The 20,753-nt window shown below is 68.8% G+C and carries 21 protein-coding genes; 4 read left to right on the top strand and 17 right to left on the bottom strand.

Annotated features, from left to right (window positions below; all coding sequences use genetic code 11):
* Positions 1 to 8: 8 nt before the first annotated feature.
* From ACH49X_RS21945 to ACH49X_RS21915, 7 genes are all read right to left on the bottom strand, one after another.
* On the bottom strand, positions 9 to 974 hold the full coding sequence (locus ACH49X_RS21945) for a VOC family protein (RefSeq protein WP_195081084.1): 966 nt from the start codon (positions 972 to 974) through the stop codon (positions 9 to 11).
* Positions 975 to 1,003: 29 nt separating this feature from the next.
* Positions 1,004 to 2,083, bottom strand: coding sequence for a 4-oxalomesaconate tautomerase (locus tag ACH49X_RS21940; protein ID WP_357104808.1), 1,080 nt, complete (start codon positions 2,081 to 2,083; stop codon positions 1,004 to 1,006).
* Positions 2,080 to 2,790: a 4-carboxy-4-hydroxy-2-oxoadipate aldolase/oxaloacetate decarboxylase gene (locus tag ACH49X_RS21935; protein ID WP_357206213.1), complete on the bottom strand. Its 711-nt coding sequence runs from the start codon at positions 2,788 to 2,790 to the stop codon at positions 2,080 to 2,082. The genes ACH49X_RS21940 and ACH49X_RS21935 overlap by 4 nt, the downstream gene beginning before the upstream one ends.
* Entirely contained in the window at positions 2,787 to 3,599 is an 813-nt protein-coding gene (locus tag ACH49X_RS21930) for a DUF1932 domain-containing protein (protein WP_357206211.1), read from the bottom strand. Before ACH49X_RS21930 ends, ACH49X_RS21935 begins: the two co-directional genes overlap by 4 nt.
* Positions 3,596 to 4,333: a PIG-L deacetylase family protein gene (locus ACH49X_RS21925; RefSeq protein ID WP_195081088.1), complete on the bottom strand. Its 738-nt coding sequence runs from the start codon at positions 4,331 to 4,333 to the stop codon at positions 3,596 to 3,598. The genes ACH49X_RS21930 and ACH49X_RS21925 overlap by 4 nt, the downstream gene beginning before the upstream one ends.
* Positions 4,334 to 4,451: 118 nt before the next feature.
* Entirely contained in the window at positions 4,452 to 5,120 is a 669-nt protein-coding gene (locus ACH49X_RS21920; RefSeq protein ID WP_357206209.1) for a GntR family transcriptional regulator, read from the bottom strand.
* Between the two features lie 179 nt (positions 5,121 to 5,299).
* The gene (locus ACH49X_RS21915; protein WP_357206207.1) at positions 5,300 to 6,589 is read right to left on the bottom strand and encodes an oxygenase MpaB family protein; all 1,290 of its coding nucleotides are present in this window, start codon (positions 6,587 to 6,589) and stop codon (positions 5,300 to 5,302) included.
* A 475-nt stretch (positions 6,590 to 7,064) separates the two neighbouring features.
* On the opposite strand from ACH49X_RS21915, the gene ACH49X_RS21910 reads away from it, so the two are divergent.
* A complete protein-coding gene (locus ACH49X_RS21910) occupies positions 7,065 to 7,736 on the top strand; it encodes a TetR/AcrR family transcriptional regulator (RefSeq protein ID WP_357104820.1) in 672 nt (223 codons plus the stop codon).
* 30 nt (positions 7,737 to 7,766) lie between these two features.
* Here the strand turns inward: ACH49X_RS21910 and ACH49X_RS21905 are convergent, their stop codons facing one another.
* From ACH49X_RS21905 to ACH49X_RS21880, 6 genes are all read right to left on the bottom strand, one after another.
* Entirely contained in the window at positions 7,767 to 9,311 is a 1,545-nt protein-coding gene (locus ACH49X_RS21905; RefSeq protein ID WP_357206205.1) for a subtype B tannase, read from the bottom strand.
* A gap of 16 nt (positions 9,312 to 9,327) precedes the next feature.
* Positions 9,328 to 9,945: a UbiX family flavin prenyltransferase gene (locus ACH49X_RS21900; RefSeq protein WP_357206204.1), complete on the bottom strand. Its 618-nt coding sequence runs from the start codon at positions 9,943 to 9,945 to the stop codon at positions 9,328 to 9,330.
* A complete protein-coding gene (locus ACH49X_RS21895) occupies positions 9,942 to 11,441 on the bottom strand; it encodes a UbiD family decarboxylase (RefSeq protein WP_195081093.1) in 1,500 nt (499 codons plus the stop codon). The genes ACH49X_RS21900 and ACH49X_RS21895 overlap by 4 nt, the downstream gene beginning before the upstream one ends.
* A gap of 22 nt (positions 11,442 to 11,463) precedes the next feature.
* Positions 11,464 to 11,811: a DUF2218 domain-containing protein gene (locus tag ACH49X_RS21890; RefSeq protein ID WP_195081094.1), complete on the bottom strand. Its 348-nt coding sequence runs from the start codon at positions 11,809 to 11,811 to the stop codon at positions 11,464 to 11,466.
* 524 nt (positions 11,812 to 12,335) lie between these two features.
* Positions 12,336 to 13,265, bottom strand: coding sequence for a hypothetical protein (locus tag ACH49X_RS21885; RefSeq protein WP_357206202.1), 930 nt, complete (start codon positions 13,263 to 13,265; stop codon positions 12,336 to 12,338).
* Entirely contained in the window at positions 13,262 to 13,873 is a 612-nt protein-coding gene (locus ACH49X_RS21880; protein ID WP_357104832.1) for a hypothetical protein, read from the bottom strand. The genes ACH49X_RS21885 and ACH49X_RS21880 overlap by 4 nt, the downstream gene beginning before the upstream one ends.
* 60 nt (positions 13,874 to 13,933) lie before the next feature.
* On the opposite strand from ACH49X_RS21880, the gene ACH49X_RS21875 reads away from it, so the two are divergent.
* From ACH49X_RS21875 to ACH49X_RS21865, 3 genes are all read left to right on the top strand, one after another.
* Entirely contained in the window at positions 13,934 to 14,701 is a 768-nt protein-coding gene (locus ACH49X_RS21875; RefSeq protein ID WP_357206200.1) for an AraC family transcriptional regulator, read from the top strand.
* A 123-nt stretch (positions 14,702 to 14,824) separates the two neighbouring features.
* The gene (locus tag ACH49X_RS21870; RefSeq protein WP_323124280.1) at positions 14,825 to 15,286 is read left to right on the top strand and encodes a GNAT family N-acetyltransferase; all 462 of its coding nucleotides are present in this window, start codon (positions 14,825 to 14,827) and stop codon (positions 15,284 to 15,286) included.
* A gap of 84 nt (positions 15,287 to 15,370) precedes the next feature.
* Entirely contained in the window at positions 15,371 to 15,814 is a 444-nt protein-coding gene (locus ACH49X_RS21865; RefSeq protein ID WP_357104839.1) for a TIGR03618 family F420-dependent PPOX class oxidoreductase, read from the top strand.
* 169 nt (positions 15,815 to 15,983) lie between these two features.
* On the opposite strand, the gene ACH49X_RS21860 is transcribed toward ACH49X_RS21865, so the two are convergent.
* The 4 genes from ACH49X_RS21860 to ACH49X_RS21845 form a co-directional block, all read right to left on the bottom strand.
* Positions 15,984 to 16,376 (bottom strand): hypothetical protein, encoded by a 393-nt coding sequence (locus ACH49X_RS21860; protein WP_195044655.1) that lies wholly within the window; start codon positions 16,374 to 16,376, stop codon positions 15,984 to 15,986.
* Positions 16,377 to 16,612: 236 nt separating this feature from the next.
* Positions 16,613 to 18,778 carry a 3-hydroxyacyl-CoA dehydrogenase NAD-binding domain-containing protein gene (locus ACH49X_RS21855; RefSeq protein ID WP_357104842.1) on the bottom strand — a complete coding sequence of 722 codons (2,166 nt, stop codon included), beginning with the start codon at positions 18,776 to 18,778 and terminating at the stop codon, positions 16,613 to 16,615.
* A 29-nt stretch (positions 18,779 to 18,807) separates the two neighbouring features.
* Positions 18,808 to 20,019 (bottom strand): acetyl-CoA C-acetyltransferase, encoded by a 1,212-nt coding sequence (locus tag ACH49X_RS21850; protein ID WP_195081101.1) that lies wholly within the window; start codon positions 20,017 to 20,019, stop codon positions 18,808 to 18,810.
* Positions 20,020 to 20,228: 209 nt separating this feature from the next.
* Positions 20,229 to 20,714, bottom strand: coding sequence for a carboxymuconolactone decarboxylase family protein (locus tag ACH49X_RS21845; RefSeq protein WP_195081102.1), 486 nt, complete (start codon positions 20,712 to 20,714; stop codon positions 20,229 to 20,231).
* Positions 20,715 to 20,753: the final 39 nt, after the last annotated feature.

The following is a 20,753-nucleotide window of genomic DNA, read 5'->3' as shown; positions in this document are numbered from 1 at the left end:
TATTTCGGTCAGTGGTCCGCGGCCAGTTCCTCGGCCGTCGGGGTGCCGTGCGTGTGGAACGATTCGATGGTCTTCAAGCCCCACGCCTGCCCCTTGCGGCGCTCGGCCTCGGTCCAGTCGACGCGCTTCCAGTCCGGCGCGAGAATCAGCCGGGCGCCGGCGTTGCACAGCTCGACGCGATTGCCGCCGGGTTCGTAGACGTAGAGGAAGAACGTCTGCTGGATGGCGTGCTTGTGCGGGCCGGTCTCGATGAACACGCCCTGGTCCAGGGCCACGTCACAGGCCCGCAGGATGTCGGCGCGGCTGTCGGCCGCGAACGCGATGTGGTGCAGCCGCCCCGAGAATCCCAGATGGTCGCGGGTGTAGACCAGGTCGTAACTCTTGTTGGTGAAAGTCGTCCAGCTGCCCGCGACGGTGCCGTCGTCCAGCACGATCTGCTCGGTGACCATGCCGCCGAGCGTGTCGACCAGGAAGTCGCGATTGTCGGCCGGGCTGCGCCCGAGGAAGTTGACGTGATCGAGTCGTCGCGCCGGAACTCCGCCACCTGGATAGGCGCGGGCCTGGTTCTTCAGGGCGGGCCGGGTCTCCTCCTCGGCCAGGTGCCACTCGGCCTCGTAGTAGAGGCCGAATTCGTGCCCGTCCGGATCGGTGAACACATAGGTGGGCCCGAAGCCGGGTTCGCCGTCGGTCCAGCCGATGCCACGGCCAGCCGCTTCCAGCGCCGCGACCCGCCGCGTCAGCGCCTCGGGGCTGGACGCCCGCAGATAGGTGCGCCCGATGCCGGAACGTTTGCGCGCGCTGAGCGTGACCGTATGGTGCTGATAGTCGTCCCAGGCATGCAGGTAGACGTCGTCGCCGTCGGAGCCGACGACGCGCAGGCCGAGGAAATCGACGAAGAACGCGATGCTCTCGTCGAGCTTCGGGGTGAACAGCTGCACGTGCGCCAGATGCGCGATGTCGTGGCCAGGTGCCATGGTGATGTCCTCCTTGACGAACAGGCGCCTCAGGTGCGGGGGAAAACCGAACCGGCGAACAATTTGCGAGCGGTGCGGACCACCCCGGAGCGACGCACCAGCGGCGGGAAGACGCTGGTGTCGACGTCGACATCGACTCGAAGCCGCCCGGACGGATGTTCGACATCCACCCGTTGCGGACCGGCGGGCCAGTCCGCGGTGAGGTCGTAACCGACCGCTCCCGGCGTTCTCATCGCGGTGACCGCGCTGATCGCCGCGAACACGCCGATCGAGGTGTGTGGCTGGACCGGGATGAACGAGCGCGCGCTCACCTGTCCGCCGTCGCGGGCGGGAGCGACCAGCACCGTCTTCGGTACCGAGGATCGCGCGACATCGCCCAAGCCCATCAACGTCGCCGCCTGGCGGCGCACGCTGTCGATCCGGGTCAGCAGTGCCTCGTCATCGGCTAGTTCGGCCTGCGACTCGTATCCGGTGATGCCGAAACTCTCGGCTTCGGCGACGATCACCGGCATGCCGTTGTCGACACAGGTTACCTGCACGCCGTCGACGGTATCGGCCGGGCTACCGGTCGGAAACAACCCTGACGTGGCCGATCCCGTGGTGTCCTGGAAAGCCAGCAACACTGCGGCAGCCGTACCGGGCACGCCGTCGATGCGGGTGTCACCGGCGTATATCGGGCGACCGTCGCGCACCGGGAATGTCGCGGTGGCGGTGGCGCCGGAGTTGACCAAGTGGATGCGCACCGTGCACTGGTCACCGACCGCGCGCACCATCCCGGACTCGACCGCGAACTGTCCGACGCCGGCCAGGATGTTGCCGCAATTCTGCCGGTCGGACACGGTCGCCTCGGCGACGCCAAGCTGGAGGAACAGGTAGTCGACGTCGACGTCGGGCCGGGCCGACGGCGACACGACGGCCACTTTGCTGGTCAGTGAGGTCGCGCCGCCGATGCCGTCGATCTGCCGTGGATCGGGCGTGCCCATGATCCGGAGCAGCAGATCGTCGCGGGCGGCGGGATCGGCGGGCAGATCGTCGGCGCGGAAGTACGCGCCCTTGGATGTGCCGCCCCGCATCCACACGCATGGAACGCCCGCGTCCGGCGCCGTCACGCCCGTTCTCCCGCGGCCAGGTAGTCCTCGTAGGAGAGGTAGGTGATGCCGAAATCGCCCAGGCGATCCCGCAGACCGTAGCGGTCGAGGCCGAGCTCACCCGCCTGGAAGGCCGCCCGGGAGGCTTCCTCCTTGGCCAGCCGTGCGGCCGCGGCCGCCAGCACATCGGGCACATCCGCGCGCGGCACACAGGTCACGCCGTCGTCGTCGGCGACGATCACATCCCCGGGATGGATCACCTGTCCTTCGACGACGACCGGCACGTTGATCGCACCGGCGGTCGCCTTCACCGACCCCTGCGCGCTGACCGCCGCCGACCAGGCGGGAAAGTTCATCTCGCGCAGCTCGGCGACGTCGCGCACCCCGCAACCGAGCACGACGCCGCGCACGCCCCGCCGCTGCAAGGCGGTGGCGAACAGCTCGCCGAACAGTCCGTCGGTCGAGGGCGAGTTCGTCGCCACGACCAGCACGTCGCCCGGACGGCACTGCTCGACGGCGACGTGGATCATCAGGTTGTCGCCCGGCCAGCACAGGACCGTGACGGCGGTGCCGCCGATGCGGGCGCCCGGCCAGGCGGGCCGCAACCGCGGGCCGAGGTAGCCGACCCGGCCTGCCGCCTCGTGCACGGTCGCGACACCGTACTCGCCGAGTCGATTCGCGTCCTCGAGCGCCGCGCGGGGGTGGCCGGTGACCACAATCGATTTCATCTTTTCTCTCCTGAAGGTCGAGTACTGTCCGGGCCGGGCCCGTTCGCGATCGCGCGCAGCGCGTCGCGGGTCGCGGTGGCGCTGTGCGGGGTGACACCGAGGTCGGTGAGCTGGGCGGCGGCCGCCGCCATCTCCTCGGCGCGCCGGGCGGCGTGCAGATAGGTGCCGTCGATCAGCCGGTCCAGGGTTTGCTCGTCGAAGCCGCGCAATTCGGCGGCGATGTGCGAGCGGAACCAGTCGGCGCAGCCCGCGGCCTCGGCTCCCGCCAAGCCCTCGACCACCGCCGCGGCGAGGCCTTTGTATACGACGCTGCGCAGCAGTTTGCGGGAACTCGCGGCGCCGACCGGGCCGGCCACCACCGTCACCGTGACGTCGAAGCCCCTCATCAGCTCGGCGAAACGTGGCGCTCCCGGCCCGGAAACCGACATCGGCGTGTGCAGGCCGGTGCCGGGCACCGGAGCCATGATCGCCACGTCGACCAGCTCGGCGTCGACGCGGGCGGCCTGTTCGGCGAGCCGCGCCTTCAGCGCCGGTGCGCAGGTGTTGGCCTCCGCCCACAGCGTGCCCGCCGCCAGCGCGGGCAGGCCGGCGCGCAGCGCGGCCTCCGCCTGTTCGGCGGTGGTCAGGCTGAACACCAGCTCGGCGTCGCGTACCGCGTCGGCTTCGTCGGCCCGCTGCGCCACACCGTGCGGGGCGTGGACTTCCGGGTCGAATCCCCGCACGTCGGCGCCCGCGACGACCAGGTCGCGAGCGAATTCGGCTCCGGCTTCCCCGAATCCCAGGACGGCGACCCGCACCGGCGAGGTCATGACAACCGGTCGGTCACGTGGGGGTAGTGGCGTACGAACGCCTCGGCCTTGGTCTCGTGCGGCAGGCCGAGATTCGGCCCGGCATTGCGCTTGAGCTGTACGCCGCGGCGATCGGCGAGGTCCTCGTAGTAGGTCCACATGTGCTGCTGGGCGCCCAGGCAGCGCATGGCCTTGCGCTTGAGCTCGAACACCTCGGTGATGTCGAGCAGGACGTCGGGGCGGAATTCCGACATCTCCGACTGGTGCGGCTCGAAGCTGAACACCGGCGGCGCACCTAGCGGCTGGCCCGGCGCGTCGTATCCCACCGCCTGCGCGAGGATTCTGGCGTTCAAGGCCATGCGCGCCGCGGCCGGATGGTCGCCGTTGTAGGGGTCGACCAAGGTGTGCGTCAGAACCACCGTCGGCCGGGTCTCGCGGTAGATGTGCACCAGCTGGTCGGTCAGCTGGCGCGACTCGATCAGGGGGTAGTCGCCCGCGTCGAGGAAACGGATGTCGGCTCCGAGCACATCCGCTGCCGCCTCGGCTTCGCTGCGGCGTAGCGCCTTGATCTCGTCGAGCTGCTTGCCTTCGCGCCACGCCTTGGCCGATTCGCCGCGCTCGCCGTAGCTCAAGCACACCACGGTGGCGCGCTCGCCGCGCGAAGCGGCCAGCGCGATCGCGCCACCGGCGCGCCAGACGAAGTCGCCGGCATGGGCGCTGACCACCAGTAGCGACTCGGATGTGTTCTCGGGCATCGCCTCACCTCACGTGTTCTCACCGAACGGGTCACGGGCGCGGCGGCGCGCCCGTGACCGAGGGTAAGTGGATGCTCGCAAAATTGTCAACAATTCTGTTGACGCATAGGTGCGGCTGCTACGGCGCCTGCTCAGCCGACTCGTCCAGAGCGGCGATGACGCTGTCCAGATGGTTCCGCATCGCCTGTTCCGCGCCGGCCGAATCACCTCGGACCACCGCCTCCACCACGGCCAGGTGTTCTCGGAGCGAGACCTGCGGGCGACCGGGCCGCAGCGAGAGCTGGAATTGATGGCGCACGATCTGGGCGTTGAGCCGATCGATCAGATCGGCCGCGGTCGCTTGCCCGGCGATGTCGCGCAGGGCGGCGTGCAGCTCGTGATTGAGGCTCGAATACTTCATCGGCTCCCCGTCGCGCACCGCCGCGGTGAGCTGCTCGCCGTACTCGCGCAGCCGATCCCGGTCGGCGGCGGTGGCGTGCTGGGCGGCCTTTGCCGCGATCAACCCCTCGAGCACCTTGCGACACTCCAGTATCTCGATCGCCGCCCCACGCGACACCTTGCGCACCCGGGCGCCCCGATTGTGGATCCGCTCGACCAGTCCTTCGGCGACCAGTTCATCGATGGCGGCGCGCACACTGCCGCGGGTGACGCCGAACTGCTCGACCAGCTCCGCTTCCACCAGCCGCTGCCCCGGCGCCACCTCACCCTGCCGGATGGCCCTGCGCAGCTGGTCCATCGCGATGGCTTTTCCCTGGGTTCCCCGTTCGAGCCCCTGAGTCTCCGACACTGACACCGTCCTGCCGATCGATGTGACAACCGTTTTGTCGATAATTATGGCAACAATCTGGCAAGGTGTTGGACCGAGCTGGTTGTGCCCGGTTCAGGCCAGGGCGACCAGCTCGTGCAAGGCGTAGCCGGTGCGCATCGAAGTACCGGTTCTGTGAGAGGGCCGCCGCGACGCGGATGTCATCGGCGCAGCGCCCCGCTGGCGTCGAAAGCCGCATTCCGCCCGTGCATCTGAGCGCGGTACCAATTCTCGCGATGCCAGAGCATGAGCTTCTCGTGCGCCCGCGCGAAGGGCGGGAGCGTTCTACGCAGGATCTCCATCGCCGTGATCAGCGGAAAGCGCAGGAGGGGAATGACTATCCAGGGAAAGGCCGGGGGCAAGTTGTAGCGGCGCCGGGTGAAGGGCGCCATGTACATCGCGGAGTACACGGAGTTGATGCGGAAGTTGTACGCTTCGCGCAGCCTCGTGAGACCGCGATGGCCGTCGCGCGGCGCGAACGCCATCGGATAGGACTCGATCAGTTCCGCGCCGTGGTGACCGGCGTCGTAGGACCGCGAGGCGATGGTCATGGCCAGCACACGCAACGAGTCGAGGACGGTTTCCGGATACCAGCGCAGCCGCACGCCGAGCAGGTATCCCATGTACTTCTGGAAATGCAGCAGCGCCCGGATTTCCGACGCGGTCGTCTGGTACCCGAGCGCCCACAGGCCCAGCCCGGGTGTGACGCTGCCGGCGAGCAGGGTCAGCATCTGGTAGGTCTGGCTGATCGGCAGGCCCCACCGGTCCATGTCCCATTCCGGATGCCCGGCGACCTTCGCGCGGACCGAGACGTGCATGACGCGGACCTTCAACGCCGTGGCCCGCCCGGCCGATCCCGGCGTCAGCAGCGCACCGGGCGCGGAGACGTCCATCCAGAAGCGGGTGGTCTCCAGGAAACGACGCAGCGCGCTGTCCCCGGCGTACCCACCGGCCAGCGACAACGGTGTCGCCACCGCCGCCTCGGTGTACATCTCGAGTGTTTCCGCGCCGGCGAAGCTGAACAGCATCGTTCCCCACCGCCGCCAGATCGCCGCGCCTTGCTCGACCAGCTCGGGCACGACCCATTCGGGCACCGTCTCGAATTCCTCGAACAGGGCGCGCATCGACTCCGGGGCGTCCGGCACGGCGTCGATGCCAGCGGCCAGCGCGGTTTCCAACATCCGGCGCCCGGCCTGCGGGCCGATCTCACCGTGCATCACCTCCGCGACGAACCGTTCCGCGACCGGATCACCGGTGAACAGGTCCTCGCACAAAGCGACGGCCTGCGCGTCGGTCGGAAACAACTGTGTCCCGGCGACTTTCGCGAAGAGACGCTCGAACCGTCGCACCCTCGGCGTGCGGCGCGCTTCCCAGTACCTGAACGCGGTGGGGCACTTCACCGGTGGCTGGTCGCCGGCCTCCGCGCCCGCAGGCGGAATTTTCACTGACATGGGTGCTCCTACTCTTCGATGCGGTCGCGGGGCCGCTCAGCCCACCAGTTCGCGTCGACCAATCGGTGATGATCTGCCCGACGCCCTCGGGCTGGTCGACCGAGGAGTGCGTGAGACGGGGCGGTTCGATCAGCTACGCATGCGGAGCGGCGCCGACGGCCTGCATTTCCCGCGGATCGGTCCGACGGCATGGCCGCAGGCCAGGGTCGAACCGGCGAAGCCCGCGCCGACACCATGCGGAACTCGCGGCAGATCCGCTGTCTCATCTTCGAACCCTTCTCGGGGCGCCTTCGGCGCACACCCACGCCGGTGACCATACCATTGGGTATAGTTATCGGTACCATTTCGAATGGAGATACGTCGCGGGAGACGGCGCAGCCGCCAGCCCGGGACGGCGGACGGTCGCCGCGCCTGAACCTCGCGGGGTGGTCACCTACGATCGAGAGGTGATTTCCACCGATGCGGGGCAGCGCCGATGACGGCGGACCGGCCGCAGGCAGCCGATGCCTGCGGGCCCTCCGGCGTGGACGTCACCGAGTCGTCGCCGCGGCGTTCCCGCAAGGCGGCGGCACAGCACCGTGGCCGCGCACCCCGGCTCTCCTACGAGGCGTGGGTCGACGGTGCGCTGGCACTGCTCGCTCGTGAAGGCGTCTCCGCCATCAGGATTCCGCGGCTGTGCCACGAACTCGGCGTCACCAAAGGCAGCTTCTACTGGCATTTCGACGACATCGAACAACTCATGGAGGCGATGGCCGATCGGTGGTGCGCGCGGCAAACCGAGATCATCCGGGCACTCGGGGCGATCGACTCCGTTCCGGTCGAGCAGCGCATCGCCAATATGGCCGCCAATCTCATCGACCAGGGCACCTGGGCCACCGAGGCCACCGTGCGCGAGTGGGCGCGAAGCGACGAGAAGGTGGCCGCGACGGTGCGCGCCCTGGATCGGCAGGTCTTCGAGACGGTGCGAAAGGCGATGCTGGAGTTGGGCTTCGCTCCCGACGAAGCGCGTTTGCGCGCCGGTGCGATGGTGTATCTGGGCATCGGCTTCATTCACGGTCGCGGCAGCCTGCCCGCGCCCACCGCGGAGGAAGCGCGAGCGTTCCTCGGTCTGCTCACCATTCCCGCCCCGAAAGGAACTCCGCCGTAGGTTCCGGGCCGGCTGCGCCACCCGGCCGAGTCAACGGCCGTATCCGGTGATGCCGCGGATCCAGGTGATGAAATCCGCGGCGTCTTCGTTGCTGCCGTGCCCGGCATCCCAATACATGGCGGCGTCGACATTCGCGCCGAGGTTCTCCAGCTTCGCGGCGAGATTGCCGACGACGGTCAGGGAGGTGTCGGAATCCTTGGTTCCGACGCGGATCCACCAGTGCTCGGCCCGGCCCGGGGTCTGGTTGTCGAGGAAGTACATCGGGTTCATCAACTCGAGCTTGCCCGGCAGGTCGCTGTCGAGTTGCGCGTTCGCCTCGCCGGTGGCGTGGCGCAGGCTGTAGAGGGTGAAGTGGCGTGCCTTGGTGGTGCCGTTGCCGAATTCGTTGTTCTCCCCGGAGGACAGGTCGAACGCGTCGAAGGCGGGCACGTTCTTCTTGCGCGCGCCGACATGCGTCAGGTAGTCGGCCCAGGTGAAGGTCGCGGTGCCGTTGTCGAAGCGCAGCCACGGGTTGGCGGCCAGGTAGGAGTCGCGGTCGCTGTCCGGCAGGGCTTTCAGGTACTCGGTGGCCGAAGGTTGCAGGTAGGTGCGCAGCAGGTGCTCGCCGTAGTTGTCGGCGGTGAGCGCCGACCCGTCGCGTCCCCGCAGGTTCAGCGATGCCTGGTAGGCCGGGAACGCTCCGGCCAGTTCGCGCGACACCGTTCGATCGACCTGTTCACCGGACTGCAGCGGATTGCCGCCCCAATTCCATTCGTAAGCCATGTCGGCGTGTTCGAGGTCGGCGATGGGGCAGTAGTCGGCGCTGGCGAAGATGGCATCTGAGGCGTCGGCCGCACCGATATCGGTGAGGTAGGAGTCGTAGCGGTCGCTGTCCCCGGACGCGCCCAGCAGCGCCGACATCGCTCCGCCCGCGCTGACACCGGTGGAGACGATCCAGTCGGTGTTGCCCGGCACCCGCCCGCTGTTGTGGCGCAGGTACCGCACCGCCGCTTTCAGATCCACGATGGCCGCGGGCGCGACCCCGTAGTAGACGCCGTCGGCGGCGACCAGGTCGCGGCCGCGGGCTCCCGCCTCGACGACAACGTAACCAGCTGCCAGCGCGAGGTCGGGATTGCTGGTTCGGTTCCCGCCGTCGTCGAACCCGCCCGGTCCGCCGGGCGCCGTGCCGCTGGGCGGGGTCGCCCCGGACGGAAGGCCGCCGGGCATGCCGCCGGTACCGGTCACCGAGCCCGACAGGTATCCGGCGATGTTGTTGCTGAGCAGGATCGGCGCCTTACTCGCGTCCACCGCGGCGCCATCGATCTCGACCGGAACCTTGACGTTCAGGCTCTGGTATTGCTCGTCCACCGGTTTCGCCACATAGACGATGCCCTTGTACTGGCGGTAGGTGATCTTCCGCTCGCCGTCGGCAGTGGTGACCGTCGCGGTCTCCGTGGTGAACTTCTCGGGATCGAAGCGCAGCGTGTCCGAGGTGCCGGATTCGGACCCCTTGTCCTCCTGCGAGTCACAGGCGGAGGCGACCAGCGGGGTCGCGGTCGCTGCGGCCAGCGCGGCGAGCATGGTCCTGCGTCGCATGAATGTTCCTTTCGAATCAGAGAACCGGGTCTTCACCAGGGCGTGTCACCGAGCGCCGCAGCTCGTCGTCCCAGCGGGGAAAGATGTCCGTGTGGATGCCGAACTGGTCCAAGGCGCGGCCGACGGTGTGGTCGATGACGTCTTCGAGGCCCCGTGGGCGGAAGTAGTACGCGGGGACCGGCGGCATGATCGTGCCGCCCGCTTCGGTGATCGTCACCATATTGCGCAGGTGGATCAGGGTGAGCGGTGCTTCCCTGGCCAGCAGCACGAGGGGGCGGCGCTCCTTGAGCGTGACGTCGGCGGCCCTGGTGAGCAGTGAAGAGGTGACGCCGGAGGCGATTTCGCCGACGCTGCGCATGGAGGCCGGGGCGATCAGCATGCCGCGGGTGTGGAACGATCCCGACGACAGCGGGGCGCCGACGTCCGAGAGCGCCCACACGTGATCGGCGCGGTCGGTGAGGTCGCGGCGGGTGAGGTCGGTCTCGTACGCGCGCGTGAGGTCGGCGGCCTTGGTGACGACGAGGTGGGTCTCGATCCCCACCGTGCGCAGTACGTCGAGCGCGCGCACGGCGTAGACGATCCCGGTCGCGCCGGTCACTCCGACGACGATCCGGTCGGTGGGCGTCGGCGTCATGGGTACTCCAGATCCAGGTCGGGTGCGTACGGGCGGGGGTCGACGTCGCGGAAGCGGGCGCGGGTGAATTCCGCGCGCAGGTGATAGGGCGCGGTGGCGTCGAAGATGGTTTTCGACGTGGTGCCCTTGGCCGGCAAGCTCGGGTCGTAGGCGGGCTGCTGACTGGGATCGAGCACGTGTCCGGCCACCGCGGGCACGGTGATGATGTCCCGATTGCCCTGCATGCGGGTCTGCATCGCCCACAGCACGTCGTCGGTGTCGAAGATGTCCACGTCCGTGTCGACGAGGACGACGTTCTTCAGCTCGGAGTACACCCCGAAGGCCAGCAATGCGGCCTGGCGGGCTCGCCCGTCGTCGAAGGCGCTTTGCTTGGCGCATTTCAGGATCGCCAGGAACTTCCCCCCGCCCGCGCTGTGGGCGTAGACCTCCGTGACGAAGCCGGGCATCGCGTCGTGCAAGGCGTGGAAGATGCTTGCCTCGGTGGGGATACCGGCCAAGCTCACGTGTTCCTCGCCGGGCCCGACGAGCGTCTGCAGGATCGGCCGCTCGCGGGTGGTCACCGCGGTCACCTTGATCACCGGCAGCGCCGGGTTGGCCGGGCCGTCGTAGCCGGGGAATTCCGGCATCGCGTGCCCGGTGTGCGTGTTCTGGTCCTCGGCCTGGCGCTCGCCGGGAACGATATAGCCCTCGATCACCACCTCCGCGGCGGCGATGGCCTTTTCGGCCACCGTGACCCCGCGAACCAGTTCCACCGGCTTTCCGCGCAGGCCACCGGCGACGGCGAGTTCGTCGTAGCCCAGCGGTGTCGTCGGGGCCTCGAATTCGGCGCCTATGTGAATGGCGGGGTCGAGGCCCATGTTGACCGTGATCTCGAACCGGCGGCCCGCCTGCTCGGCTCGTTGCCGGAAGGCGTCGATGTGGCGTCCCGGAGCGAAGAAGATCGTCATCTCGTCGCGGCTCTGCACGCACAACCGGTGGATCGTGACGTCGGTGCCGAGCTCGGGATCGCTGCCGAGTACCAGGCCGAGACAGAAGTACGGCCCCGCGTCCTGATCGGTGTTGGTCGGGGCGGGCAGCACCTTGCGCAGATCGAAGCCGGGATCGTCGGCGCGATGGACCACCTGCTGGCATGGCGCGTCGCCGCCATGGAACTCGACCGGTCCCACGGCCTTGTCATAGGCTTCGGACATGCGCTGGGTCAGCCGGTCGGGTGGGGATTCGAGCAGGATGCCCACGCGTTTGCGGCTGGCCATCAAGCCGACCAAGACGCGGGCGTCGGGGTAACCGGTGACGTTGTCGAAGATCATCGCCGGTCCGAGCCGGGTCGGCCGCTGCACCGTGCCGCCCGCCCCGATCCGCCGATAGACCCCGGCGAGCTCACCGATCGGGTCGACCGGGTGGTCGGTCTCGAGGAGCTGACCAGGATGCCGCGCCAACCTGCGGAGCGCGGATCGGAGGTCGGTGATCGGTTCTTCGTCGCCGTTGTGGCCGGTCATGGGGGTCTCCTCGCGGTGGGCGTCAGCTGTCCGACGGGCGATCACCGGCCGGATCGTCCGGGGCCGTTGTGGCGGGATCGCGCCGCCAGGTCACGTCGAGCTGGTCGCGCTCGCCGAAACGGACGAGGTGCCTGGCGAGCACGTCCTCGAGCCGCGGCAGATCCTCGGCAGCCGCATCGATCCGCAGATGCAATTCGCCCGGACGGGCGGTGACCGTCGCTCGGCCTATGTCCAGGTCGATCCAGCCCGCCGAGGATTCCGACGACCACTCGCCGCCGTTGCGCCGCCCCAGGTGCGACACCAATTGCTTGCCGTACCGCTCCGGTCGGTCGGTGTGGACGACCGAGTGCGACGAGCCGCGCGCGGTCACGCCGCGACCCTCGATCGGAGACGCGCTCCCAGTTCCTGCGACGCCATGACGGCACCAACCTTCGGGTTGCTCTGTCTTCGCAAGTGCTCGCTGCCTAGGAGACGAGACCGGTCCAGCGTCGGCCCAGCAACCGGTGCGGCGGCGATATCGAGGGCACTACCCGGCCAGATGCGGTTCACACTTGCCGTCAACGGCGGGACCGGCGCAGTTCTCCGTCGTTACCGGGACGCGCCGAAACGGCCGGGCGGCGGCAGGACACGCCGCCCTGCGCCGCGACGGGCTCGACGGTGACACCCGTGCCCACGACCTCGTCGCGGCAGTCTACGAGGCGCTGTAAGTCCCCACTTCGCGGCATGGACAAGGCGGGTGTCGGTTGCGGCGACGGCCGGAGTGCGAGGCTGCCCGATCAGCCGTCGTGTTCCCCGTGGAGTCGGTCGCATGGCGTGGTCGCCGGGAAGCACCGCGGCGGCAGAGTGCTGCTCGTCGTCGGTGCTTTCCGCCGCTGGTCTCGTATTCGGTCCGCGTCATACCGTCGTGTGGCCGATCTCGATTTCGTCTGTCGAGAGGCCGGAGAGACCGAGGACATCGTGCAGCGCGTGTACGCCCGGTGCGGCGCCCCGCGCTCGCTCGGTCGCCGCGACGGCGACGAGGGCGGTGGCGCGGGACTGGTTGCGCCCGCGCGCCCAGCGCGTGGTGCCGTTGTGACCGCGAGCGAGCACGATCCACTGGTCCGTCCCCGGAATATGCAGTCCGCGTGGGGCTTTCGCTGCTCCCGGCAGCCAGGTCAAGACGGCCAGTGCAATAGTGGCGGGCCGGGAATCCAGTCCGAAGTAGGTGCGGACCGGGATATTCAGTTCCCGGCGCAGAGTGTGCTGATCGGAGAAGTCCAGCCGGAACAACAGCCGCCGCCCGCGGTGTCCCGGTAGCAGGAATCGTGCGGGTTGGCTGTAGTTGCGGATGCGCTCGCCGTCCTCGTGGAAGTGCGCGCCCAGCAGGCGGTAGGACCATTCCGTGGCGGCAGCGCCGTGGCGCTCACCCGCGCCGAGCAGCACGGCCAGGTCGATCGGCCCTGGCGCCTCCTGATGAACCGCGATGGCCAGCAGGTTGGTCAGGCCGGGTGCGAGCCCCACGTCGACCAGGATGGGCGCCGCCGCGGGCCGCCGACGGAGCGCATCGACGTAGCCCGGCGTCGCGGTGATGTCGACGAACGCGCAGCCGTCCGCGCCGGCGACGGCGGCCAATTCCGGATTCTCGGAGCCGGAGGCGTTGACGACCACATCGACTCCGGACAGCGCCGCGCGATAGCCCGTGAGCATCGGGTCGCCGAGGTCGACGACCGCGTCCGCGCGGACGCGATCGCGTCCAGCCGCGATCACGGTGGCCCCGCCGCGGCGAAGTTCGGTGACCACATGCCGCCCGACCGCACCGTAGCCGCCGAGCACCAGGACCTTCATCGCAGCGAATCATCCGGCGCGGACGCGGCGGACAAGCGCCGCCGGTCCCAGCGGGCCCACTCGTCGCGGGGCGCACCGGCGCGTCGTCCCTGCCCCGCGTCGAGGCGGCGGCGCGCCTCGGCCATCGACGCGCCGATCGAGTGGTGCCGCCCCCACCAGTGGATGTGGCGCAGGTATCCGCGTGAGCGGTAGGTGTTCATGACGGCTACATGCTCCGGACTGCCGGTGAACTCCTCGAGCGCCGCTTCGCCGCTCCACAGGGACAGCGAGTACGTGATCCGGCCCCACGGCTGATAGGCGGTGACGATGCCGAGCGCACCGTCGGTCCGAAGCACCTGCTGCTCCAATCGGGCCGAGATCACGGCGACCGGGACCACGTCGCGGAACCGGTGCGGGCGGAATTCGTTGACGCTCAGCAAGATCCGTTCGGGCAGTGCGGAGCCGGATGCCGGGTACCACGGGCGGTACAGGCGAAGCTCACGGGCAGGGAAGCCGGACTGCGCATGCGCGCGCAGCGTCGTCGCCGCGGACACCCGGAGCGCCCCAGCCGTCTCGGAGACGCGGTCGGCGCGTGCGCGAATTTCCTCACGGGCGCGAACAGGGAGCATGATCATCACTCTTTCCGATGCGGTTCGACGCCTGCGCGCCGTGCCGCTAGCCTCGCAGATGTGCTCGCCGCCGGACTTCCGAAAACGTGCGGTGGTCAACCGCCGCCGCTGGTGTGGATCAGGCCGGACCACGCCGGCTACCTCGGCCACAACATCCGAGTCGAACACCATTCCGCCGCGGTCGACGTGCTCAATATCGGGGTCGACGCGCCGTTGACCTTCGAAGCTCCCGGCCTCGGCCGTCTGCGCGTGCGCAGCGTCTACGCGCCTGCGCGTCTTCCGCACCGGGTGCTGGCTCCCGAAGGAAGGGTCTTGCTGCTGTTCGCCGATCCCGCCTGCCGCGCGGTGTCCGGCGCCATGCGCGGGTCCGTCGGTCATTTCGGCGTCGGACATCGGTGGGAAGCCGAGATCGCCGCGGCATGCCGCGACGGTGGCGCGCCCGAACTGATCGCCCGCCGTACCGCGCTGCACGCCGACGTCATCGCCGATCCGCGCATCACCCGCCTGACCGGAGCCATCCGGACCGCGCCCGAGCGCGCATACCGGGCGCACGAGGTCGCCGCCGGGCTCGGCTTGTCCACCTCGCATTTCCTGCGCTTGTTCGAGCGCAGTACCGGCACCACATTCCGCCGTTATCAGCAGTGGGCCCGCCTGCGCCGGGCCGTCCACGGTCTGGCATCGGGCCACGACGTGACCCGCAGCGCCGCCGAGGCGGGATTCGCCTCACCATCGCACTTCAGTGACACCTTCCGGCACACGTTCGGTCTCTCCGCGACCGACCTGCTCCACACCGGCGTGCGGTTCGATATCACCGATAGTCGTGGATAACGACAGGCAGGCCCACGGAGGGTTTCGCCCCGAACGGGCACCGCGGAGCTGAAAACGTTTGTGTGCGCGGGTAGCGGGCCGATGATGGTCGGCATGGAATCGTCGAAGGTGACTCTGCGGAGGATGACGGAAGCGGAGTACACGCAGGCTAGGCGGGACCGCGAGGCGGCGGGGGCACGCGAACTCGGCAAATTCATGTCAGAGGAAGAGGCTTGGAGGCGGGCGCGGAACGGCACGGCCCAGTTCCTTCCGGCCGGGCGCGACACCGAAGGTCATCATCTGGTCGTCGCCGTGAACGCGGCCGGTGAGGTCGTCGGCAACGCGTGGATCGGCCCGGACCCCCGGGATACCACCGGCACGGCCGAGTCGGCGTGGCTGTACGACATCAACGTCTACGAGCCGTTCCGCCGCCGCGGCTACGGATCGGCGATCCTCGCCGCCGCGGAGGAACTGATAGCCGGTGAGGGGCGAACCAGGCTCGGCTTGAACGTGGTGGGCGACAACGCGGCGGCGATCGCCTTGTACCGCCGCAATGGCTACCGGGTGTCCTCGATGCACTTGGACAAGCAGCTGCGTTGCGAATGACGTCGATCCACCGGCATCGGCGGCCGACCAGGTGATTCGCTGTTCCGGGCGGTCTTCGCCGACTCGCGTACTTAGACTCTCGGCATGACCGATCTCGCGGACTTCGCCCGGCTGATCGCCGGCGACCATGGACTCTGCGTCGTCTCCACGCTTCGAGCCGATAACACGATCCAGTCGTCTCTGGTCAACGCGGGCGTGTTGCCACACCCCGAGAGCGGGGCGGATGCGGTGGGTCTGGTGGTGCGCGGCGGTACGCGCAAATTGGATAATCTGCGTGCCCGGCCGCGTGCGACGATCGTGGTGCGCGTCGGATGGGAATGGCTCGCAGCCGAGGGGCCCGTGTGGATCGTCGGCCCCGACGACCCGGCTCCAGGCATCGACGCCGAACGGTTGCGTCTTCTGCTGCGTGAAGTGTTCACCGCGGCCGGTGGCACGCACGAGGATTGGGACGAGTACGACCGGGTGATGGCCGCCGAGCGCCGGGCGGTGGTGTTGATCTCGCCGGATCGCGTCTACGGCAACGGCTGACTCGCCGCGCTGTGCGAGAACTCGAGCCGCAGCGCCCGGCGACCTGACCGATGCCGAGGCGAGATGACGCGAGAATCAGCGATCCGGCCGGGCGCACGCAGCGACTCTCCGCGCGCTCAGCACGTGTGCCGCGGGAGCGGCAACCCACTCGTACGGCGAGCCGGCGTCGTCAGGGCGCATCCAGCACGCTTGCCGGAACCCCATACGGCAGGAACCGCACCCGCCGGCGCTCATCGGTGTTGTCGCGATGCGCGCGCAAGGCCTCGAGCTCGCTCGGGAAGACCTGGTCCACCCTGGCCTCGCCGCTGTCGTCGATGCGGTAGATCACCCATACCCCGCTGCCGGTCTCACCGGTGATGTCGCCCTCGGGCTCCGGTGGACGCGTCCGCTGCGGTTGGACGAACTGTCCGAGCAGCGACGCCAGTGAACCGATGCTCGCGTGATCTACGCGGTCCAGGTATACGCCTGCTTTCCCGAGCAGGTCGCGCAGCTCGGTTCCCGCCCCGCGCAGTGCGCGTTCGAAATCTTCCGGGTCGATGCCGAAAGGCCCGTTGGTTGGCATCGCATGTACTCCTGGGGCTTGTCGAGTGCTATCTCCCCAGTGTCCTCGGGAAACGCCGACTCCGCCACGTCGGCCTCGCCCGCTCCGGGAGTGCGGGAGATCCATCGGTGGGGAGGCGTCGTCGGGTGACGCCGTCGCGGACGGTGGGGGCGTCCCCGGTCCGGTCTTCTACTGAGGTGAAAAACGCGGCGGTTCGTGCCCTGCGCTGGGCACGAACCGCCGCGTTCACTCCGGGCTCAGGCGTAGGTTTCCCCGGCCGCGGCCTTGGCGCGCAACGAATCCGGAACCTCGAACCGATCACCGTAGCGGGCACGCAGCTCGTCGGCGCGTGCCACGAAACCGGCCGTGCCGCCTTCGTACTGGTTGATGTACTGGATCACGCCGCCGGTCCAGGCCGGGAAGCCGATGCCGAAGATGGAACCGATGTTGGCATCGGGGACGGTGCGCAGGACGCCCTCGTCGAAGCAGCGGACGGTGTCGATGGCTTCGGAGAACAGCATGCGCTCCTGCATGTCGCGGAACGGGATGCCGTGGTCGGCCTTGGTGTACTTCTCCACCAGGCCGGGCCACAAGCCGAGCTTGTTGCCCTGCTCGTCGTACTCGTAGAAGCCGCGGCCCGCCAAGCGGCCGGGTCGGTCGTACTCCTCGACCATGGCGTCGACCAGCGGGTAGGCGTTGGAGTCGACCCAGCGCTTGCCCTCGGCGAGGAAGTTCTCCCGCAGCGAGCGCCGGATCTTCTGCGCGAGCTCGAGATTGATCTCGTCGTTGAGCGCGAGCGCGCCGACCGGGTAGCCCGCCTGGGTGGCGGCCTGTTCGACGGTGGCCGGGTGCACGCCCTCGGCGACCAAGGCGACGGCCTCGTCCATGAACTGGCCGATGACGCGGCTGGTGAAGAAGCCGCGACTGTCGTTGACGACGATCGGCGTCTTCTTGATGGCGAGGGTGTAGTCGATAGCCCGCGCGATGGCCTCGTCGCTCGTCTCCGCGCCGACGATGATCTCCACCAGCGGCATCTTGTCGACGGGGGAGAAGAAATGCAGTCCGATGAAGTCCTTCGGCCGGGTGACGCCGGTGGCCAGATCGGTGATCGGCAGGGTCGAGGTGTTCGAGCCCAGCAGCGCGTCGCCGTTCACGACCGACTCGATCTCGGCGAAGACCTTCTTCTTCAGCTCCGGATCTTCGAACACGGCCTCGACGACGAAATCGCAGCCCGCGGCATCGGCCGGGTCGGCGGTCGGGTGGATGCGGTCCAGTACCTGATCGCGCTTGTCCTGGGTGATCCGGCCCTTGGCCAGCGCCTTGTCCAGCAGCTTGCGCGAGTAGTCCTTGCCGCGTTCGGCGGCCTCGACGGTGACGTCCTTGAGCACCACCCGCATTCCGGCCTGGGCCTGGACGTAGGCGATCGCCGCGCCCATCATGCCCGCGCCCAGCACCAGCACCTTCTCCGGTTTGCGCACCGGGTAACCCTCGGGGCGGCTGCCGCCCTTGTTGATGCTGCCCAGGTCGAAGAAGAACGCCTTGATCATGTTGGCGGAAATCTGGCCGCAGATGAGGTTGGTGCAGTACCGGGTCTCGATCTTGAACGCGGTGTCGAGGTCGACCTGCGCACCCTCGACGGCCGTGGCCAGCACGGCGATCGGCGCGGGCATGGGCGCGCCCTTCAGTTGCTTGCGCACGTTCGCCGGGAACGCGGGCAGGTTCGCCGCCAACGACGGGCTGGCCGGGGTGCCGCCGGGGATCTTGTAACCCTTGACGTCCCACGGCTGGACCGCGTCGGGGTTGGCCTTGATCCACGCGCGGGCGTTGTCGAAAAGTTCCTCGCGGGTCGCGACGACTTCGTGAATGATGCCGACCTGCAGCGCCTTCGCGGGCTTCATACGTTGCCCTTGGCCGACCACGTTGAGCACAGCGCCGGTGATGCCGAGCAGCCGCACGGTACGGGTGACGCCGCCCGCGCCCGGCAGCACGCCGAGCGTCACTTCGGGCAGGCCGAGCTGCGAGCCCTTGACGTCCAGCGCGATCCTGCGGTGGCAGGCGAGCGCGAGCTCGAAGCCGCCGCCGAGCGCGGTGCCGTTGATGGCGGCCACCACCGGCTTGCCGAGGGTCTCCAGGCGGCGGAACGCGGCCTTGTAGGTGTCCAGGCCGAGAGCGATGGTGGGCGCGTCCTGCGGCCCGGCGTTCATCAGCAGGTTGAGGTCGCCCCCGGCGAAGAAGGAGTCCTTGCCGGAGGTGACGATGACACCGTCGTAGCTGTCCTTCTCCGCTTCCAGCCGGTCCACGGTGGCGGTGAGATCCCGGGCGAACGCCTCGGTCATGGTGTTGGTGGCCTGAGTGGGATCGTCGATGGTCAGCACCAGCACCCGGTCCGCACCGAGTTCCCAGGCAATCATGTTGTCGCTCATTGCTTTTCGCCTCTACTACTTCCGGATGCTCAGACGCGCTCGATGATGGTGGCGATGCCCATGCCGCCGCCGACGCACAGGGTGATCAGCGCGCGGTCGGCGCCGCGCCGCTCCAGTTCGTCGACCATGGTGCCGGTGATCATCGCGCCGGTCGCGCCGAGTGGGTGGCCCATGGCGATGGCGCCGCCGTTGACGTTGATCTTCTCGTCCGGGATGCCGAGCTTCTTCTGGTAGTTGAGCACCACGGAGGCGAACGCCTCGTTCAGCTCGAACAAGTCGATGTCGTCGAGCGTCAATCCCGCGGTGGCGAGCACCTTCTCGGTGGCGGGGACGGGGCCGGTGAGCATGATGGTGCTGTCCGCGCCGCTGACCGCACCCGCGACGATGCGCGCGCGGGGAGTGAGCCCGGCCCGGCGCCCCGCCTCTTCGCTGCCGATGAGCACCAGCGCGGACCCGTCGACGATGCCGGAGGAGTTGCCGGCGTGGTGCACGTGGTCGATCTTCTCCACCCAGTGGTAGCGCTGCAGCGCGACCGCGTCGAAACCGCCCTGTTCGCCCATGAAGGCGAACGACGGCGGCAGGCTCGCCAGGCTCTCCACCGTGGTGTCCGGCCGCATCAGCTCGTCATGGTCGAGGATCACCGCGCCGTTGATGTCCTTCACCGGCACAACGGATTTGGCGAAGTATCCGCCCGACCAGGCGGCGGCGGCGCGCTGCTGGGAGCGGACCGCGTAGGCGTCGACGTCGGCGCGGGAGAAGCCTTCGACGGTGGCGATCAAGTCCGCCGACACGCCCTGCGGCACGAAGTAGGTGCTGTAGTTGGTCGCCGGGTCCATCGGCCACGCGCCGCCGTCGGCGCCCAGCGGCAGCCGCGACATGGATTCCACGCCGCCCGCGATGACGAGCTGGTCCCACCCCGAACGGACCTTCTGGGCGGCGGTGTTCACGGCCTCGAGGCCGGAGGCGCAGAAGCGGTTGAGCTGTACGCCTGCCACCGTCTCGGGCAGTCCTGCGGCCAGCGCCGCGGTCTTGGCGATATCGCCGCCTTGGTCGCCGACCGGGGACACCACGCCGAGCACGATGTCGTCGACGGTCTTGGGATCCAGGTCGGGGTTGCGCGTCTTCAACTCGTCGATCAGGCCGACCACCAGGTCGATCGGCTTGACGCCGTGGAGCGCGCCGGTCTTCTTCCCGCGGCCGCGCGGGGTCCGGATGGCGTCGTAGATATAGGCCTCGGGCATGACTTCCCTCGAGATGGTGTGCAGGTACCGGTGGACCGCGGGGCGAGGGGAGCGGATGGCGCCCCTCGCCGCACGCAGCGACTTGCACACGCCTTGTTGGCGTTGCGTCAACAAATGTCCACTGCTGTTGGCGGATTGTCAATATGGTTCCCGCCACCAGTTGGCGATCTGCCAATAGATCTGCGGAACCGGTGGGTGCCGGGCCTGGCTCAGCCGCGAGAGGCCTGCTCGCGGCGGGGGTGCGTCCACGGCGATGCGGGCTGGCGCACCATGGCGTTGATGCGATTGAAAGCGTTCATCGCGGCGATGAGTGAGATCAGCGCGGCGAGCTGCGTTTCGTCGTAATGGGCGCGGGCGCGCTCCCAGGTCTCGTCATCGACGCGCCCGCCGTCGGCGAGCCGCGTAGCGGTTTCGGCCAGTTCGAGGGCGGCGCGTTCGGCGTCGGTGTAGACCGCCGCCTCCCGCCACGCGGGCAGTAGGTGGAGCCGCTGTGGATCCTCGCCTGCCGCCAGAGCGTCCTGGCTGTGCAATCCGACGCAGAACGAGCAACCGTTGATCTGGCTCACTCGGATGCGCACCAATTCCTGGGTCTTCGCCTCCAGTGAAGATTGGGCGATCATGCGGTGAGCCGCCTCCATCGCGGGTAGGAACGCCCGGAACAGCGGATTGCGGCGATAGTCGAGCCGGGGACGCATCACGGAACTCCTGAGATAAAGAGAGAGTATTTCTCTTAC

Source organism: Nocardia sp. NPDC019323 (assembly GCF_044389845.1).
In the GTDB taxonomy this organism is placed as follows: Bacteria; Actinomycetota; Actinomycetes; order Mycobacteriales; family Mycobacteriaceae; genus Nocardia; species Nocardia implantans.
This window is presented reverse-complemented; position numbering and strand designations above follow the sequence as displayed.